The organism is Pseudomonas sp. GW821-FHT07G10 (assembly GCF_059418545.1).
The window spans coordinates 101,159-118,601 of record NZ_JBWKQB010000007.1; the positions used below are offsets into that span (position 1 = coordinate 101,159).

Annotated in this window: 18 protein-coding genes, 1 other RNA gene and 1 pseudogene; 8 read left to right on the forward strand and 12 right to left on the reverse strand. The window is 58.5% G+C overall.

Features of this window, described 5'->3' with window-relative positions:
- Positions 1 to 15 precede the first annotated feature (15 nt).
- The 3 genes from AC07O1_RS11275 to AC07O1_RS11285 all read left to right on the forward strand — a co-directional run bounded on the left by AC07O1_RS11275 (position 16) and on the right by AC07O1_RS11285 (position 3,398).
- A complete protein-coding gene (locus tag AC07O1_RS11275) occupies positions 16 to 1,335 on the forward strand; it encodes an outer membrane protein transport protein (RefSeq protein ID WP_495088829.1) in 1,320 nt (439 codons plus the stop codon).
- Between the two features lie 484 nt (positions 1,336 to 1,819).
- On the forward strand, positions 1,820 to 2,452 hold the full coding sequence (locus tag AC07O1_RS11280; RefSeq protein ID WP_495088853.1) for a fatty acid desaturase: 633 nt from the start codon (positions 1,820 to 1,822) through the stop codon (positions 2,450 to 2,452).
- A gap of 46 nt (positions 2,453 to 2,498) precedes the next feature.
- Positions 2,499 to 3,398, forward strand: a complete 900-nt coding sequence (locus tag AC07O1_RS11285; protein WP_495088830.1) for a DMT family transporter — start codon at positions 2,499 to 2,501, stop codon at positions 3,396 to 3,398.
- A 177-nt stretch (positions 3,399 to 3,575) separates the two neighbouring features.
- On the opposite strand, the gene AC07O1_RS11290 is transcribed toward AC07O1_RS11285, so the two are convergent.
- From AC07O1_RS11290 to AC07O1_RS11335, 10 genes and pseudogenes are all read right to left on the reverse strand, one after another.
- The gene (locus AC07O1_RS11290) at positions 3,576 to 3,848 is read right to left on the reverse strand and encodes a hypothetical protein (RefSeq protein WP_495088831.1); all 273 of its coding nucleotides are present in this window, start codon (positions 3,846 to 3,848) and stop codon (positions 3,576 to 3,578) included.
- A gap of 35 nt (positions 3,849 to 3,883) precedes the next feature.
- A complete protein-coding gene (locus AC07O1_RS11295) occupies positions 3,884 to 4,300 on the reverse strand; it encodes a DUF6124 family protein (RefSeq protein ID WP_495088832.1) in 417 nt (138 codons plus the stop codon).
- 376 nt (positions 4,301 to 4,676) lie between these two features.
- Positions 4,677 to 4,984, reverse strand: a pseudogene (locus tag AC07O1_RS11300) (isochorismatase family protein); the annotation flags it as partial.
- Between the two features lie 98 nt (positions 4,985 to 5,082).
- Positions 5,083 to 5,476, reverse strand: a transfer-messenger RNA (tmRNA) gene (gene ssrA, locus AC07O1_RS11305).
- Positions 5,477 to 5,592: 116 nt separating this feature from the next.
- Positions 5,593 to 5,868: a PA2433 domain-containing protein gene (locus AC07O1_RS11310; protein ID WP_495023368.1), complete on the reverse strand. Its 276-nt coding sequence runs from the start codon at positions 5,866 to 5,868 to the stop codon at positions 5,593 to 5,595.
- A gap of 165 nt (positions 5,869 to 6,033) precedes the next feature.
- Positions 6,034 to 8,844: an FAD-binding and (Fe-S)-binding domain-containing protein gene (locus AC07O1_RS11315; RefSeq protein WP_495088833.1), complete on the reverse strand. Its 2,811-nt coding sequence runs from the start codon at positions 8,842 to 8,844 to the stop codon at positions 6,034 to 6,036.
- Positions 8,841 to 9,512, reverse strand: coding sequence for a LutC/YkgG family protein (locus tag AC07O1_RS11320; protein ID WP_495088834.1), 672 nt, complete (start codon positions 9,510 to 9,512; stop codon positions 8,841 to 8,843). The genes AC07O1_RS11315 and AC07O1_RS11320 overlap by 4 nt, the downstream gene beginning before the upstream one ends.
- The gene (locus AC07O1_RS11325) at positions 9,512 to 10,978 is read right to left on the reverse strand and encodes a LutB/LldF family L-lactate oxidation iron-sulfur protein (protein WP_495088835.1); all 1,467 of its coding nucleotides are present in this window, start codon (positions 10,976 to 10,978) and stop codon (positions 9,512 to 9,514) included. Before AC07O1_RS11325 ends, AC07O1_RS11320 begins: the two co-directional genes overlap by 1 nt.
- Positions 10,975 to 11,799: a (Fe-S)-binding protein gene (locus AC07O1_RS11330; RefSeq protein WP_494995364.1), complete on the reverse strand. Its 825-nt coding sequence runs from the start codon at positions 11,797 to 11,799 to the stop codon at positions 10,975 to 10,977. The genes AC07O1_RS11325 and AC07O1_RS11330 overlap by 4 nt, the downstream gene beginning before the upstream one ends.
- 142 nt (positions 11,800 to 11,941) lie before the next feature.
- Positions 11,942 to 13,630 carry a lactate permease LctP family transporter gene (locus AC07O1_RS11335; protein ID WP_494995363.1) on the reverse strand — a complete coding sequence of 563 codons (1,689 nt, stop codon included), beginning with the start codon at positions 13,628 to 13,630 and terminating at the stop codon, positions 11,942 to 11,944.
- A 261-nt stretch (positions 13,631 to 13,891) separates the two neighbouring features.
- Here AC07O1_RS11335 and AC07O1_RS11340 point away from each other — a divergent pair, with 261 nt between their 5' ends.
- The gene (locus AC07O1_RS11340; RefSeq protein WP_495088836.1) at positions 13,892 to 14,659 is read left to right on the forward strand and encodes an FCD domain-containing protein; all 768 of its coding nucleotides are present in this window, start codon (positions 13,892 to 13,894) and stop codon (positions 14,657 to 14,659) included.
- Positions 14,660 to 14,788: 129 nt separating this feature from the next.
- Here the strand turns inward: AC07O1_RS11340 and smpB are convergent, their stop codons facing one another.
- A complete protein-coding gene (gene smpB, locus AC07O1_RS11345) occupies positions 14,789 to 15,271 on the reverse strand; it encodes an SsrA-binding protein SmpB (protein WP_494995361.1) in 483 nt (160 codons plus the stop codon).
- Positions 15,272 to 15,338: 67 nt separating this feature from the next.
- Between smpB and AC07O1_RS11350 the strand changes: the two genes are divergently transcribed.
- The 3 genes from AC07O1_RS11350 to AC07O1_RS11360 are packed head-to-tail and all read left to right on the forward strand — an operon-like array spanning position 15,339 to position 16,316.
- Positions 15,339 to 15,578, forward strand: coding sequence for a hypothetical protein (locus AC07O1_RS11350; protein ID WP_494995392.1), 240 nt, complete (start codon positions 15,339 to 15,341; stop codon positions 15,576 to 15,578).
- The gene (locus AC07O1_RS11355; RefSeq protein WP_419118805.1) at positions 15,575 to 16,009 is read left to right on the forward strand and encodes a type II toxin-antitoxin system RatA family toxin; all 435 of its coding nucleotides are present in this window, start codon (positions 15,575 to 15,577) and stop codon (positions 16,007 to 16,009) included. The genes AC07O1_RS11350 and AC07O1_RS11355 overlap by 4 nt, the downstream gene beginning before the upstream one ends.
- Complete coding sequence (locus AC07O1_RS11360) at positions 16,002 to 16,316, forward strand: RnfH family protein (RefSeq protein WP_495088837.1); 315 nt, start codon at positions 16,002 to 16,004, stop codon at positions 16,314 to 16,316. The genes AC07O1_RS11355 and AC07O1_RS11360 overlap by 8 nt, the downstream gene beginning before the upstream one ends.
- Before the next feature lie 61 nt (positions 16,317 to 16,377).
- On the opposite strand, the gene AC07O1_RS11365 is transcribed toward AC07O1_RS11360, so the two are convergent.
- Positions 16,378 to 16,914: an outer membrane protein assembly factor BamE gene (locus AC07O1_RS11365; protein WP_495088838.1), complete on the reverse strand. Its 537-nt coding sequence runs from the start codon at positions 16,912 to 16,914 to the stop codon at positions 16,378 to 16,380.
- A gap of 98 nt (positions 16,915 to 17,012) precedes the next feature.
- On the opposite strand from AC07O1_RS11365, the gene fur reads away from it, so the two are divergent.
- Positions 17,013 to 17,417, forward strand: coding sequence for a ferric iron uptake transcriptional regulator (fur, locus tag AC07O1_RS11370; RefSeq protein ID WP_150641005.1), 405 nt, complete (start codon positions 17,013 to 17,015; stop codon positions 17,415 to 17,417).
- Positions 17,418 to 17,443: the final 26 nt, after the last annotated feature.

The window sequence follows — 17,443 nt, forward strand, 5'->3', positions numbered from 1 at the left end:
AATAAGAGGTGGAATATGAAACTGAATAGCCGTGCGATCCCGTGTCTCTCTGCTCAGCGAAAGTGTGCTGCGTGGATTAAGTTCACCAGTACCATGGCACTACTCGGCGCCTCTACAATTGCAGTCGCCAATGGCATTGCCCTTAACGAACAAAGTGCCAGCAGTGCGGGAACTGCTTATGCGGGAAGGTCGTCATCCGCGCTGGACGCCAGCACCATCTACGGAAACCCTGCAGGTTTGACCAAGTTGCAGCGCAGTGAAATTTCCGGCGGGGCCGCGGTCGTCTCGGTGAGCAACGACATTAGTGATGCGCAGAGCAGTGTCGCAGGAACAAGTAAGGGGAACTCGGTACCTTTGGGGGTAGTGCCCTTCTTCTATATGTCGACGCCGCTTGATGATCGTCTTTCGATTGGTCTTGGCCTCTATGCTCCGAGTGGTCTGATCAATGACTACGAGAGCACTTATCAGGGCCGCTACCATGGTTCCTATAGCTCGACCAAGGAGGTGACCCTGCAGCCCACCATTGCCTATCGGATCAATGATTACTTGTCCATTGGTGGCGGACCGACCATAAACCATTTCGATGCAAAACTTCAGAATTACTTGGCCACCGGCGCCCTGAACAACGGCCAGGACACACGGGTCACCATCAAGGGCGATGACACGGCATTGGGCTACAACGTCGGCCTCTTGGTCGACTTGAGTGATGCAACGAGTTGGGGGATTAACTATCACTCGAAGGTGAGCTATCAACTCAAAGGGCATACTACGGTTTCCGGCTCCCCGGCTGTTCTCCCGGTGGACGGAAGTTATCCCGCCAAGATAGCTATTGTTATGCCCGAATCAGTGGATACGTCCATCACCCATCATTTCGATAGTCGCTGGACCGGATACCTGGGGGCCACCTGGAAACGTTGGAGCCGGCTCGACAAGTTCGAAGCAATCAACAGCGATGTTTCCGCCGCTGGTCGGAGTGTCGGCCTGGGGAGTGTGGGCGAACCATTGAACTGGCACGACACTTGGTCCACCGCGGTTGGCGCATCCTATCAATTGACCCCGCAATGGCTGATGCGCGCAGGCTACGCCTATGATCCGTCGCCAGTAGGAAATGCCGATCGCAGCGTGCGCATTCCGGTTGGCAACCGCCAAGCCGTGACCTTGGGCGGCGCTTATTTGCCGAATCCCGATCTGACGATAGACTTCGCTTATGGTTATCTCTGGGATTCCAAAGTCTCGGTAAATCAGCGGAACACCTCCGGTCTTCAACCTGCATACAGCGCCAGTTACGACAACAGTGCGAATGGAATTTCAGTGCAGGCAACATATCGGTACTAATCGACACGACACCCCTTTTTAAGGGAGCCCATTTTCGCAAGCGCTCCCGAAGGTTTACCTTTAATCGACAGGCAACTATCCAAACTTGGGCTTGACGTAGTTACGCCTGTCAATCAGTACCAACTGCCGCGAACACTTTCGCGGTAGTTGGTGGGTTGTCGGCAACAACCCATTCGAGAATGTGCCGGTCGATTTGCAGGTACCGTAACCTTCAATGAATCGCTTCATGATCGCCCCCTGCGAAAGATACTCAAGGGTAAGAGACGGTTGTTGGCCCAGCTTTGCCAGTCGTCACCGGTGCTTTTGGCCAGAGCGCAACGGACCGCCGACGCAAGTAAACGTCAGCGGCTTGCGTTGGCGACGATGGATGCCAGCGCACACGTCGCTCAACAGTTTGTCCGAGACTCCACGCAGCCGGTGCCGGGCCTCGACGAAGATGAAACCCAACTGCTCGTGATGCTCGTCCTGGTGCTCCGGCCACCTGATCTTCCAGGCTTGGGTCAGCTACAAGCGCTCCCATACTCTGGATCACCATCACAAGCTGGGCGACCCTGATCGTGACCCCGACTACCAGTACTATCGACAGTCCGGAGTGTTCGAGACGAGTTCGACGTTCAGGTTCGCGCTTGTGCATCTGGTGAGGCCGATGCTGTTTTTGGGGGCTCCGGGGAGCCTGAAGTACCTGCTGGTCAATCGGTTGATCCGCAGCCCCAGGAAAGGCGAGCTGCTTTCATTGCTGGCTTGCCAGGGGACGCTCGCGTTATGCCTAACGACGGTGCTGGGGGCCAAGGGCTACTTCCTCTATTGGTTGTTACCGTACCTCGCTACTTTCCAGGCCCTGACCTGGTTCATCGAACTTGCCGAGCATTATCCGATGATCGCCAAGGCCAAGGTTGATCTACGGGCCACCCGTAACCGCTTCAGCCATCCGATTGAGCACTTTTTCACGGCCATGCATGGAGAGAACTTCCACCTGATCCACCATCTGTTTCCTGCTATTGCGTACTGGAATCTCAAGAGGGCCCATCGTATCCTGCTGGGCGACCCAGCCTATGCCTCGACGAATGCAGGGTTTGGCGGGATCTTCATGTCCTCGAACTTTGTCCCGTCGATGTAGGCCGGCATTCTATCGAACGACAAACCAGCGACAGGGACAGTCATCAATGCAAGCTAATTTCAGCAAAGGCGTCGCCTTTGCACTCTCCGCCGCTGCACTGAACGCAACAATTGGTGTGCTCAGCAAAGTGCTCATGAGCAACGGCTTCACCGCCAGCAGTGTTGCCGTCATCAAGACCGTCCTGGGCTGCCTGCTGCTCTCGGCCTTGCTGCTGTTTCTCAAGCGTCCGGCGTCGAAGGCCAAATGGGCCCAGGCAGCGATCTGCGCGTTCCTCGGCATCTTCGTGCTGTTTCACTTCGAAACATCCGCCTACCGGCATTACGCGGCAGCGGGTGTGGTGGTGGTGCTGATGGCCAGCGCGTCCATCTCGTCGATCCTGCTGGGGCGCATCGTCCTGAAGGATGCCATCACTGCCAACGCGACCGTCGGCGCCGCCCTGGCTATCGCCGGTATTGCCGTGATCTTTGGCGCCGACCTGCAGCAAGGTTTCACCCTGCAGGGCGCGGCGCTGGCTGCGATAGCCGGCTGTGGCTATGGGGCTTTTTCTGTTGCCATGAAGCGCATGGGCGTATCCGGTGGGCTGCACTTTACTCGCCAGTTGCTGTTCTTCGGCAGCCTGTACCTGCTGATGCCGGCGGCGGCCGATGGTTTCGTGATAGGCGAGCTGTCATCGCTGACGATTGCCGCACTGCTGGCTCTGGCCGCCCTGCCGACTATCCTCGGCTTCTTCTGTACCACCAAGGCCATCGAGTACCTAAAGCCGTCCCAGGTGCAGGCGCTGGAGCTGACCGAGCCGCTGTTTGCCGCGTTGCTGGCGTTCGTGGTGCTCAATGAAGTGCCGCGAGATAGTCTCTACGCGGGCGCGGTACTGATCATCATCGGGCTGTGCTTCTCCAATGAACTGGTTCGTCTGGGCAGGAAAGCGCCCGTTCCGACGAGCGCCTGAACCCTTGCCGGGGCATATCGCCCACGCATTGATTTCAAGGTGCTATATCGTTGGAAATCGGGGACACGATTTATTTCGCATCTGCGTGATCCCTCAGGCCAGGGATCGTGGCCTGCTCCTGATTACCTAAAATTTCCTTCAACCCAAAAAACGGGCGACCCTGAGGTCGCCCGTTTTTTATGGCGCAATCTGCGCCTGTAAGCGTCGCCCGATGACGTCCATTAAATCGCAGCCGTCGCGCAGCGGGATAGCCAGCACCCGCGCGAAGTCGTGCAGCAGCGCGGCGTCGCTGTGAATTTCCTCGCGCAGGGCGAGGTTTTCCAGCAATTGGGTCACGGTGCGGATACGGTAGGCCGCGGTTTCGTGCAGTACGTCGAGGGGCGCTTCGGTATCGATCATCAGGGAAGGGATGGTGCAGTCCAGGCCGGTGATGGCCATGTATCGAGCCATGGGCAAAACTCCATTCGATAAAACAGCGCTACCACTCAGTGGCGGGAGGTTGGCTTGACCCCGGGCGCCTGCGCATCGGGCGGGTCGAGGTTGTCCAGAGCTCTGTTCACCAACAACTCGCTCAGCACGACCATTTGCTGAATCGCCAGCGCGACATTGCGGCGAGAGCCTTCAAGCTCGAAGGCCAGGTCGGTGTTCATGATGTTGAGCGACGCGAGCGTCTCGCAGGCGTGAACCAACAGCGTTTCAGTATCGACGTCGGGGGCAACGGCGAAGATGGTGCCTGGACGCTTGTCGAGCTTCGGTTGATCGAGGGGTGATTGCAGGTGGTAATCGAGGGCGCGCTCGGCTTCGTGGAGTTTGCTGGAATCGAGGGCGTCGGAGGTGGAAAGGCTTGGGGTTTCAGGAGGATCGGGGGGGTGATCTTTTTCATAGTGAAGCTCCTTTAGCAATTCAATGAACTGCCAATCTCACTTCCACATGAGGGTGGCAGCTGTACGCAGGTGTGGAAGACCGGGGCTAAAGGAACCCGGCGCACTCGAAAGTGCCCCGCGCACAGCTGCCATAACACAATGATGCAGGCATAAAAAAACGCCAGCATGTGTTTATGGGCGCTTGAACGCCTTTAGCTACAGAACGGACTTCCACATCCGGTCGCTGATTTTGCAGCGACCCGCGAAGATTATCTTCGTGGGTCATCCTGCGCAAGTTCACCCAAGGCGTTATAGGTTGCAGGAAACGTCTGAAGCTCACAGATTGCGATTAATCAGGTACCGGCATGATCATCCAGTCGTGGTCTGCTCCAGATGCCTAGACGCTTGCTTTCCATCACACCTCACTCGACTCCACCGTGTGCTTGAAGTGATGCTGCCAAAGCCTGGCCCCCAACCCGCCCGTCCGATCCAGTGACGAACCCACCGTCAGGCCATCAATCAATGTCGGTTGCAACCCGCATCGAACAGAGCAAAGCCCGCTGCCAGACAGCAGGTTTCAGTCTGAAGGCCACACACGAGAACGCGATCCACGTTCAGGCTTTTCAGGTATTTGATGGCTTCAGGGTAGGGCACGTAGCCGTGTTTGATGAAGATGAGATCGGCTTGAACCAGGCCGTCGTCCTCTGGAGTGGGATGCCAGCCGTACGGGCCTCTTCGCGGGCAAGCCTCGCTCCTTGGAGATCACCTAAACCCCAGATGCAACGAAGCCCGCACAAGGCGGGCTTCGTTGGTGCTTCGTTTGGTGGAGCCGGGGGGATTTGAACCCCCGTCCGCCAGTACTCCGCTGTCGGTACTACATGCGTAGCCGTGTCTATTAAGTTAACCCTCAGCGACCCGACGGGCAGGGTGCTTTGGGCGAGTTGTGTAAGTTTTAGCCGCTTCGTCCACAACGTACTGCACGGCGATTCTGTTCTATATGACAATCACTTTGGGTTTACAGACATCCCCTGATGATTGCTGGCACCGAAGTGACCAGGAGGGAAGGGCTAAGGCTGCTTACGCAGCGAGAGCGTATTCCCCGTAGGTTTCGTCATTGGCAACTATAAGTAGTTGCAACAGTGGATTTACGAGTTCTGTTACCAACTCGGCATGCACCTAGAGTTTCGCAACCGGCGTCGAATCCTAAACGGCCCCGAACCTGCTGTGCATAACCAGCAGGTAGGTGCAGTGTACGCCAATGCGCGCGGCGAGTCGACCTTCTGTCTGCGCCTGTGCGTCAGGGCCTGCTCTGGATTGGCTCTGGCCCGGCCCTATTGGCCATTCGTGTGACTTTGAATGTCCTGGAGCGCCTGTTGCGCCAGGGAAACACACTCTTTGTCATTGTTTGCGTTGTGGGCGGCCTTGGCCTGTTCGGTTTTGGTGACGACGACGCCTTTGGTGGCAGCGTCCAGCGTGGTAGCGCTGGCCAGCTTGTTATTGACTGCTTGAAGGTTCATCACGCATTGATCGCTATCGTTTGAAGCGAATGCGGGCGAGGCCAGCATTGTTGCGGTGATGAGCAGTCCAGCCAGGGCAGAACGCTTCATGGGTATCTCCTGGAACAGATGGTCTTTGAGCCACACTCGTTGAGGCTTAACACATGGACTGTGGCGGCGTGTAAGGGTTCTGTTTTGCTTGCGATGAGGTGAAGATTTTTCCGGGGAGCGGGTACGAAAAAGGGGCAAAAATGCCCCTTTTTCAGTGCCTCGCTTTCAGACCGCTCTGGCCTGGGTGACCCGGTCCACGAGGTAGACCAGCCCATGATAATCGATCCCGCCATGCAGGCTCAGGCCAATTTCACAGGTGCGGCTGGTGGAGATGCCTTCGCTGCAATACTGCACCGCATCCTTCAATGTGCGTAGTGAATGAGCATTCAACTCTGGCGTGGTAAAGCCCTTGTCGCCGGCAAAACCACAGCAGTGTATGCCTTCGGGAATGACCACGTTGTTGCTGCAACGGCGGGCCAGATCGATCAGCGCCTGGCTTTCCCCAAGGTGTTGAGTACTGCACGTGACATGCACCGCGATGGGTTCTTCCTGAGGCGTGAAGTCGAGCCTGTCCATCAAGTGCGTGCGGATAAAACGCACCGGGTCGTAGAGGTCCAGCCGTATATCACCGAGGTCTTGCACCAGGCGCAAGGTGCAGGGGCTGGTGTCGCAGTAGATCGGATCGAGCCCGCCGCGACTGGCGTGCAGCAGAGCGCCGATCAGTTCCTGACGCTTGTGTTCGGCTTGTTCGGTGTAGCCTTTGGAGGCGAACGGCTGACCGCAGCAAAGGTTGTCCTGATTGTCCGGGAACACTACTTGGTAACCGGCCTTTTCCAGCAGGCCACGGGTCTTGTCGTAGAGCGATATCTGCTCTTTATCGCCCGCCGCTGGCCCCATGATTCGCGACACGCAGGCGGCCAGGTACACAACACGCGGACGTTGATCCGTCACTGGCGGACTGAAGCGAATCGCCCGTTCCGGTTGCGGCATGGCGTTGGTCCATTGCGGGATTTTACCTTTGGACAGCTTGCTCAGCGCAGCAGACATCTTCGCCAGCCGCGGCGCACCCAGCAACCTGCATGCACCGTTGGCGGCGTGCAGAGTGAAGCGTGCACCTTGCAGCGCAGTCTTGAAGTTCGTCGCCAGCCATTCGGCGGTTTTGGTGTGGTTAGCGCTGAGGCCGCGCAGCTTCTTCACCAGTTCGCCGGTGTTGATTCCCACCGGGCAACGTTGCGCACACAGACCGGTGGCGGCACAGGTGTCGATGCCCTGATATTGGTAGGCTTCCTCCAGCTCCGAGGTATCAATGCCAGCGCTTTTTTTCGCCTGGATATCGCGCCAGATCACGATGCGCTGGCGCGGGCTCAGGGTCAGGCCTTTCGAGGGGCAGACCGGTTCGCAGAAACCGCACTCGATGCACTTATCCACAATCTCGTCGGCGGCGGGCAGCGGCTTGAGGTGCTTGAGGTGGATTTGTGGATCTTCGCTGAGCACCACGTCCGGGTTGAGAATCCCGTGCGGATCGAGCAAGCATTTGAGCTGCCACATCAGTTGGTAGGCGTCGCTGCCCCATTCCAGTTCAACGAACGGTGCCATGTTGCGCCCGGTGCCGTGTTCGGCTTTCAACGAACCGCCGAACTCCACCGCCACCAGTTGCGCGACGTCGTCCATGAAGGCCTGGTAGCGCGCGACTTCTTCGGCGCTGTTGAAGCCCTGGGTGAAGACGAAGTGCAGATTGCCTTCCAGCGCGTGGCCGAACAGGATCGCTTCGTCATAGTGATGCTTGTCGAGCAGCTCGATCAAACGGTTCACGCCGATGGCCAGTTGTTCCACCGGGAAGGTCACGTCTTCGATGATCACCGTGGTGCCGGTTTTGCGCACCGCGCCGACTGCAGGGAAGGTGTCTTTGCGGATCGCCCAGAGTTTGGCGTTTTCCACAGGGTCTTCGGTGAAGTCGACCTGCTTTTCCACCGGGAATGAGGCCAGCGAGGCCATGATCTGCGCCAGTTGCTCCTGCAGCAGCGTTGCGGTGGCGGCGCGGGATTCGATCAGCAAGGCGCAGGCGTTGGCGGACAATTGCTGAACGAATGCCGGCATTCCGGGTTTGTCCTGCACCGAGCGCAGGCTGCGGCGGTCCAGCAGTTCGACGGCCGAGACCGGCTGGCTTTTGAGTACGGTGACGGCGTTGCAGCAGGTCTCGACATCGGGGAACACGATCAGTGCCGAGGCTTTGTTCGGATGGTCGATGACTGTGTCGTAGGTCACCGCGCTGATGAACCCGAGCGTGCCTTCGGAGCCCACCAGCAAGTGGCTGAGAATATCCAGCGGCTCATCGAAATCCACCAGGGCGTTGAGCGACAGGCCGGTGGTGTTTTTCAGGCGATATTTGTGGCGGATTTTCGCGGCCAGTTCGGTGTTGGCGCGAGTCTCGCGGCTGAGGGTCGCCAGCCGTTCCAGCAGCTCGGCATGACTGTCACGGAAGGCCGCAACGCTGTGGGCGTCTTCGGTATCGAGACAGCTGCCATCGGCCAGCACCAGACGAATGCCGGCCAGGGTGTGATAGGTGTTTTGCGCGGTGCCGCAGCACATGCCGCTGGCGTTGTTGGCGACGATGCCGCCAATCTTGCAGGCGTTGATCGAGGCCGGGTCCGGGCCGATCTTGCGTCCGAACGGCGCGAGCCAGGCATTCGCTTGCGCGCCGATGACGCCCGGTTGCAGACGGATCTGCGTGCCCTGGCCGCGAATCTCTTTGCCGCCCCAGGTGTCTGCGAGGACGATCAGCACCGAGTCGCTGATGGCCTGGCCGGACAGGCTGGTGCCCGCCGCGCGGAAGGTCACCGGTACCTGATCGCGCTGGGCCAGTTTCAGCAGGGCGACCACCTCGTCTTCAGACTCGACTCGGATCACCAGTTTGGGAATCAGTCGATAGAAGCTGGCGTCGGTGCCGAACGCGAGTGTCGAGAGCGGATCATCGAAACGCCGATCTTGAGGAATCAGTAGCTGTGCATCACGCACAAAAGCGGCTGGCAGACTCATTGGTCCTCCAGGATCAGTACCACCAAGTCTTTCGGGCCATGGGCGCCGTAAGCCAGTACTTGTTCGATGTCGGCGGTCTTCGACGGGCCGGACACCAGCAGGGCGTTGGTCGGCATGCCTTGGGCCCATTCGAATTGCTGCTGCACCTGATAGAAGTTGTCATGGATTTCGCTGGCCTTGAGCAGGGCGAAATGCACCGGTGGCACCAGGCTCATCAAGCGGGGTTCTTCGCGGGTCGGCCAGATGATCAGGCTGCCGGTGGCGGCGATGGCACCGAGGGTGGTGGTGAGGCTGGCCGGAGTGTCGTTGAACAGCTCGGCTTTCCATTCTTCCACGGGACGGTCATAGGCTTTGAGCGTCGAGGGCTGCGGATTGCTCGCCCAGTGCTCGGTCACACGCTTGCCGTGTGGCGTCGTCGGCGCGATCAACAGGCTTGGTAGTTGGCGGTCACGCAAAAGTTGCGCGAGTAGCTCGGGCCACGCCTGTTCGGACGTCAGGTGGATTTCGGTGTGCACCGCTTCCATCTGTTTGCGCAGTTGGGCGATGCGTTGTTCTGGTGGATAAGTCCACGGCTCGGTCACCAGCGCTTCGTCGAAGTTGTCGGCCAGCGGCGTGGTGCCGGTCAGGCTTTTGCGCAGTTTGTTGAGGATGTTCTGTTTGGCGCTCATCAACGATCTTCCTGTTTGGCCAGGTGTTCGCGGGCCATGTCGTGCAGTGAACGGGCGGCAGGCTTGGGTGCGCTGTGGTTTTGCGTCCAGGGGCCGACATTGCTCGGCGTGAGGGCGCGCAGGCGGGTGGCGAAGAAGCCAAACAGTCGGTACAGCGTCGGCGAACTGTTGAGCCGCGCCCAGGTGTTCCAGATGAAGCGCTCTTTGCGCGAGTACTTGCTGCCTTGGCCGCGCATCACTTGATTTGGGCTGTCGGGGGCTTTGACGTTTTCTTCGCGCAGGCGGCGCAGCAATGCCGGGATTGGAATCTTCACCGGGCAGACTTCACCGCAGGCACCACACAGCGATGAGGCACTCGGATGATCGGGGACTTTCGCCAGACCGACCATGTGCGGGGTGATGATTTTGCCGATCGGGCCGGGGTAGACCTCGCCGTAGGCATGGCCGCCGATGCGGGTGTAAACCGGACAATGGTTCATGCAGGCGCCGCAGCGGATGCAGTTCAGGGTCTGGCGCAATTCGCTGTCGGCAAAGGCCTGACTGCGGCCGTTGTCCAGCAACACCAAATGCACTTCTTGCGGACCGTCGAGCTCATGGGCTTTGCGCGGGCCGGAGATCATGTTGACGTAAGTAGTAATCGGCTGGCCGAGGGCCGAGCGGGTCAGCAGCGAGAGCAGGGGAACCACGTCGCGCAGGTTCTCGACGACTTTTTCGATCCCGGTGACGGCGATGTGCACGGGCGGAACGGTGGTCGACATGCGGCCGTTGCCTTCGTTCTCGACCAGCAGCAGGGTGCCGGTTTCGGCCACGGCGAAGTTGACGCCGGAGACACCGATGTCCGCCTCGAAAAATTTCTGCCGCAAGACCTTACGACCGATCTGAATAAGTTGGTCAACGTCCTTGGTGTACTCCACGCCAAGTTTGTCGTGGAACAAGGACGCGACCTGACCGGCATTCTTGTGGATCGCCGGCATAATGATGTGTGAAGGCTTCTCGTGGTCGAGCTGGACGATAAATTCGCCCATGTCCGACTCCAGGCATTCAATGCCTTGAGCCGCGAGGACATGGTTCATTTCCATCTCTTCGCTGACCATCGATTTGCCCTTGATCACTTGCCGCGCCTCGTGAGCCCGGATGATCGAGAGGACGAGGTCATTGGCCTCGTCCACCGTTTCCGCCCAGTGCACTGTCACACCGTTGCGAGTCAGGTTCTGTTCAAGCTGCTCGAGCAGGTCGGGCAACCTGGATAACGCACGAGCGCGGACGGCATTGCCCAGCGCTCGTAAATGTTCTCTTTCGTGGGCGTCGCTGAACGACGCCGCACGTTTGCTCATCAGTGAATCCATCGCATTGCGAAAGTTGTTTCGCAGTTGCGTGTCCCCCAACGCCTGGCGAGCCCGGGCGCGGAAATCTTCCTGCGTTTCTACGTGCTCCTGGTGAACAGGAATCAGCCTTGGCGTGCTCATCTCGCACCTCCGGTACGCTGCCAGAGGAAGCTGGCCAGATGCTGCCCGCGTAACGCTTCGTTCTGTTTTTCCAGCGAGCCGTTGATGTTCATCAAACAACCGCAGTCGGCACTCAGCACCTGGTGCGCGCCGGATTCCTTCAATGCACGGGTCTTGTCGGCGACCATCGCACCGGAGATGTCCGGCATTCGGACGCTGAAAGTCCCGCCAAAGCCACAGCATTCGCTTTCGTGGCTGTGTTCTACCCGTTCCACGTTGCTCAATTGCGCCAACAGCTCCCGGCCGTGCAGATGGGTGTTCATCTCACGACGCGCCGAGCACGAGGTGTGCAGCGCCACCTTGACCGGCTGGCCGCGGTCCTTGAGCTGCACCTTGCAGACGAACAACAGGAACTCGGCCAATTCGTAAGTCCGCGCCGCCAGGGCCTGAACCTGTTTCAAGGTGTCCGGCTCATCCTTGAACAAGTCGGCGTAGTGTTCACGCAACATTCCTGCGCAGGAGCCCGAAGGCACCACCACGGGATAGTCTCCGGCGAACAGCGCCAATTGCGCGCGCGCGACCTGCCGTGCCTGCTCGGTGTAACCCGAGGTGTAGGCCGGCTGCCCGCAGCAGCTTTGCCCTTGCGGATACTCGACACGAATGCCTTCGCGCTCGAGCAGGTGAATCGCGTCCATCCCGGCTTCGGGATAAAACAGGTCAACCACGCACGTTCCGAACAGATAAACCTTTTGCGGTTTCTCGCTCGGGTATTGGCGCGGTTCGGGCAGCGGCGGGGCGAGGCGGGTCGCGTTTGGCACTGCGTTGTAAAAAAGCTCGCTCATCAGGCGCGTCTCCGGGTGGTCCCGGTTATCTGTCTGGCGCAGCTGCTGAAATGTAGAGTGTGGAGCTTTCAGCAGCCTTGCAGACCGGGTTGTGAATAGCTGACGCCCAGGGCGTCGGTTTTTACCGTAATGCGTGTGGCTCTTAATGCACCAGCATGCCGGTGAACCAGTAAGCCTGAGCCAGGGTGATCAGGCCGACGATAGTGGCAAAGAATAGGCTGTGCTTGAGCGTGAAGCGGAACAAGTCGGATTCCTTGCCCACCAGACCGGTCGCGGCGCAGGCCACGGCGATCGATTGCGGCGAAATCATCTTGCCGGTCACGCCGCCGCTGGTGTTCGCCGCGACCAGCAGGGTGTCGTTGACTCCGATCTGGTGCGCGGTGGTCGCTTGCAGCGAGCTGAACAGGGCGTTGGACGAGGTGTCCGAACCGGTCAGGAACACGCCCAGCCAGCCGAGGAACGGCGAGAAGAACGGGAATGCCGCACCGGTCGCGGCCAACACCAGGGCCATGGTCGACGACATGCCGGAGTAGTTGGTGACGAAGGCGAAGGCCAGCACCATGCCAATCGACAGAATCGGCCAGCGCAGCTCGTAGAAGGTTTCCTTGAAAGTGGTCAGACCAGTTTTAAGGTTGATCTTCAGGATCAGCATCGAGATCAGCGCGGAGAAGAAAATCGCCGTACCGGTCGCGGAAATCGGGTCGAGTTTGAACACCGCTGGAATCGCGGTCGGGGCGGCTACGATCGGGGCAGTCTTGATCACCAGTTGATCAAGGTGCGGGATCGCAAAGTTGAACACCCAGCTGTACATCGAACCGCCGGCGGCGAACATCGCCTTGAAGGGCTTGAGGGTCCAGATGGTCACCAGCGCGGTGAGGATCAGGAACGGCGACCAGGCCTTGAAAATCTCGCCAAGGCTGTAGGGCGAAGGCTGGGTCGTACGCGGTTGGCCGAAACCTCCGGCGCTTCTCACGGTTGCGGCACCGACGCTGGCGGTCGCTTCGGCGAACGAACGCTTGGGCTGCCAGACCTTGAGGAACAGGGTCAGAGAGACCAGGCTGACCAGTGCCGAGGTGATGTCCGGTAGCTCCGGGCCGATGAAGTTCGAGGTGAAGAACTGGGTCACGGCAAAGCTCAAACCCGCCACCAATGCTGCAGGCCAGGTTTCCTTGACGCCGCGCAGGCCGTCCATCATGAACACCAGCCAGAACGGCACGAACACCGACAACAGTGGCAGTTGGCGACCGGCCATGGCGCCGATCTTGACGGCATCGATACCGGTTACTTGCCCGGCCACGATGATCGGAATCCCCAGTGCGCCGAAGGCGACTGGCGCAGTGTTGGCGATCAGACACAGGCCGGCGGCATACAGCGGGTTGAAGCCCAGGCCTACTAACAACGCCGCGGTAATGGCGACCGGTGCACCAAAACCGGCGGCACCTTCCAGGAACGCGCCGAAGCAGAAGCCGATCAGCAGCACTTGCAGGCGTTGGTCGTCGGTAATCGACAGCACCGAGCTGCGGATCACTTCGAACTGTCCGCTTTTGACCGTCAGCTTGTAGAGGAAAACCGCTGCGACGATGATCCAGGCGATAGGCCAGAGGCCGTAGGCAAATCCATAGCCCGCCGCTGCGAACGCCATGTCTACCGGCATCTGGAAAGCAAAGATCGCCACCAGGATAGCCAGAGCCAGGGTAATGCTCCCGGCGACGTGTCCTTTGAGGCGGAACACGGCCAAGGCCAGGAAGAAAAATACGATGGGGATAACTGCCGCGAGAGCAGACAAGCCGAGACTGCCGAGCGGGCTGTAGAGCTGTTGCCAGGTTTGCATATGGGATGGCCCCTAGTTGTTGTTGGTCAGGCACTGGTCAGCGTTCTTGGATAATTGGTAATACCAATTTACAATCGCTGTGGGCTAGGTTAAAAGCCTTATGAGTGGCGTGTCAATTTGTCGCCCTGAAACTTTTGTCGTAGGGGCTGCGCAAGTGCCTGCTGAGCAGCTTGATCAAGCGCTGTCTGGTAGGTGCTGGCACGGCGCCAATAGGCCAGAATAGAGAGCCCGGCGAGTCGTCGGGATGGTGGGGAGTGAGTTATGGGGTTTGATCAGATTCGTCAGCGCCGTTTGTCTGACGATATTGTCGAGCAGCTCGAGGGGATGATCCTTGAGGGCACGCTGAAGTCGGGTGAGCGGCTTCCGGCCGAGCGGGCGCTGGCCGAGCAATTTGGTGTGTCCCGTCCTTCATTGCGCGAGGCGATCCAGAAGCTGACAGCCAAAGGGCTGCTGGTCAGCCGTCAGGGCGGTGGCAATTATGTGGTGGAATCGCTGGGTTCGACCTTCAGCGATCCGCTGTTGCATCTGTTGGAAAGCAATCCCGAAGCGCAACGCGATCTGCTGGAGTTCCGGCACACCCTCGAAGGGTCATGTGCTTACTACGCGGCATTGCGGGCGACCGAAGTCGATCGCGAACGATTGGCTGCGGCGTTCGACGAATTGCAGGACTGCTATTCGCGTTCTGATGAAGTGAGCCGGGCGGAAGAGGGCGCAGCTGACGCGAAATTCCACCTTGCGATTGCCGAGGCCAGTCATAACGCGGTGTTGCTGCACACCATTCGCGGTCTGTTCGATTTGCTCAAGCGCAATGTGGTGACCAACATCGGCGGCATGTACAAACAGCGCACCGAAACCCGCGACATGCTGATCAGTCAGCACCGGGAATTGTATCTGGCGATTATCGAAGGGCGAGCGGAGCAGGCGCGGGAAGTCTCCAGCCGACACATTTTGTATGTGCAAGAAGTGCTGGAAGAAGTGCGTCAGGAAGTGCAGCGAATGGCGCGGGCGGAGCGGCGTAAGGGCATATAGGTTCGGCTCATGATCGTTCCCACGCTCCCGCGTGGGAATGCATCCCGTAACGCTGCGCGTCACAAAGCGGAAGCAGGGCGTCCATGGCGGCATTCCCACGCAGAACGTGGGAACGATCAGGTAAGGAGATTAATCTTCCTTACCCTTGGATCGCACCGCACGCTGCAATTCACGATCGGAATCGCGTTCGCGCTCGGTGTGACGCTTGTCGTATTCCTTCTTGCCCTTGCCCAGAGCGATCTCGCACTTGATCAAGTGCTTGCTCCAGTAAAGCGAGAGGCAGACGCAGGCGTAACCCTTTTGCTGCACGGCGGCAAACAGCTTTTCCAGCTCACGCTGGTTGAGCAGCAGTTTGCGACTGCGAGTAGGATCGGCGATGACATGCGTACTGGCGGTGGTCAGGGGAGAGATATGGCTACCGAGCAGCCAGGCCTCGCCATCCTTGAGCAGCACATAACTGTCGACCAGTTGTGCCTTGCCCGCACGCAAACTCTTTACTTCCCAGCCGGCCAGGACCATGCCAGCCTCGAACCGATGTTCGATGAAGTAATCGTGACGCGCCTTTTTGTTTTGCGCGATGGTCCCTGTTGGGTGTTTCTTCTGTTTAGCCATAGGGGCGGCATTATAGGGAGTTGCACGCGTGTCGGCTACGGTGAAGCTGCGTGCTTGAGCACGTTGAGTGAATCCCGGACAATGCGCCCTCTTTTTTGATCGGTTGGGCGTGTTAACGATGTCGACAGGTAAGGTTTCTGTCCACGGCGGATGGGCTAGTCGCTGGGACTCTATACTCGTTGCGACCGGCATCCGTCGCGGTTGGGTGACTTTCTGGCTGGCATTTATCTGCTGGTTCGTTGGTTTGGGGACGGTGTTCTCCTTCAATATCTGGCAACAAACAGCTGTGGAAGTGACGCTGACATGACGACACATATTCAACGTTCGGCCCTGCTGCCGTATCCGGCGCAAGCGCTCTATGACCTGGTCAATGATGTGGCGCGTTATCCGGAGTTTTTGCCTTGGTGCTCTTCTGCCGAGGTTCTGGAGGCCAGTGACGAGCATATGCGCGCCAGCCTTGCCGTCGCAAAAGGTGGGCTCAGCCAGCATTTCGTAACCAGTAACACCTTGGTCCCGGGGCATTCGATTGAAATGAATCTGGAAGAAGGCCCGTTCAATCAGTTACACGGTGTCTGGGTGTTCAAACCGTTGGGTGAGAAGGCCTGCAAGATCAGTCTTGATCTGGCCTTTGACTATGCCGGCCCGATTGTCCGGGCAACCTTGGGGCCGCTGTTCAACCAGGCTGCTAATACCCTGGTCGATGCTTTCTGCCAGCGCGCCAAGCAACTGCATGGTTGAGTCATTGATTGAGGTCGAGGTGGTGTATGCCGCTGTAGATCGTCAGGTGCTACTCAAGGTCGCTGTGCCGGCGGGTTCTACTGTGCGGGCGGTCCTGTTGCGTTCCGGGATCGGTGCGCAGTTTCCCGAGCTGGATCTGAAGAATTGTCCGCTGGGGATTTTCGGCAAGGTGGTCGCCGATCCGGACAGTCGTGCGGTGCAGGCGGGGGATCGAATAGAAATTTATCGTCCGCTTCTGGCCGATCCCAAAGAGGTCCGCCGATTGCGTGCAGCCAAGGCCGCGCAAGCGAAAGCGCGGGACCAATAGCTTTTATTTTACGACAGGCAACAAAAAACCCGGCATGCCGGGCTTTGTTGTTTGTCGCAGATTATTGCGGCGAGGTTCCCAGTGGTTCTGGAGTCGGGACTGGAGTGGTTTCCACTTTGTCCACGTCCTTCTGGATCTGGTCCAGCAGGGAGCCCGGCTTGACCGGTTTTTCTGGTTTTTCTGGTTTCGGCTTCTCGGCGTTTTCCGCTGGAGCCGCCACCGTAGTGCCGCTGTTCTTGCCGAGAATGGCTTCGTCACGGCTTACGCCAGGCCTGAAATCACCTGAAAGGCTGACGAGCTGGTCGTTGGAATTGAAGATTACGCTGATACGTTCCTGTTGGCGTTCACCGCCGCCTGGCTGCAGGCTATACAGATAATCCCAGCGATCGGCGTGGAACGTGTCGGTCAGCAGAGGGTTGCCCATAATAAACCGTACTTGCCGGCGGGTCATTCCCGGGCGTAACTGGTCTATCATGTCCTGTGTGACGACATTGCCCTGCTGGATGTCGATTTTGTAAACCCCGGGGAATGAACAACCGGCGAGTGCGAGCAGTCCCACGAAGGTGAAACTGGTTAGCAGGAGCTTGGTGTTTTGCATCGGTGGGCGACTTCCACTATCTTGGCTGGGACAACGTAAACCCCGATCATACCCGCATTAAGAGAAGCTGCGAAGCAGCATCCGCGAGAAAGCTGACCATGGTTGAAAATAGCGAACTACGTAAAGCCGGCCTTAAAGTGACCCTTCCACGGGTCAAAATTCTACAAATGCTCGATTCTGCCGAGCAGCGACACATGAGTGCCGAAGATGTTTACAAGGCGCTGATGGAAGCTGGCGAGGATGTCGGTCTGGCCACGGTTTACCGTGTTCTGACTCAGTTCGAAGCAGCTGGACTGGTGGTCCGTCATAATTTCGACGGCGGTCACGCGGTATTCGAGCTCGATGACGGCAAACATCACGACCATATGGTCAACGTTGAGACCAGCGAAGTGATCGAGTTCTTCGACGAAGAAATCGAAAAGCTTCAGAAGGCGATCGTTGAGAAGCATGGCTTCGAGATGGTGGATCACAATCTGGTGTTGTACGTACGCAAGAAAAAGTAAGCATGTCGCGTGGGAAACCGCGAAAC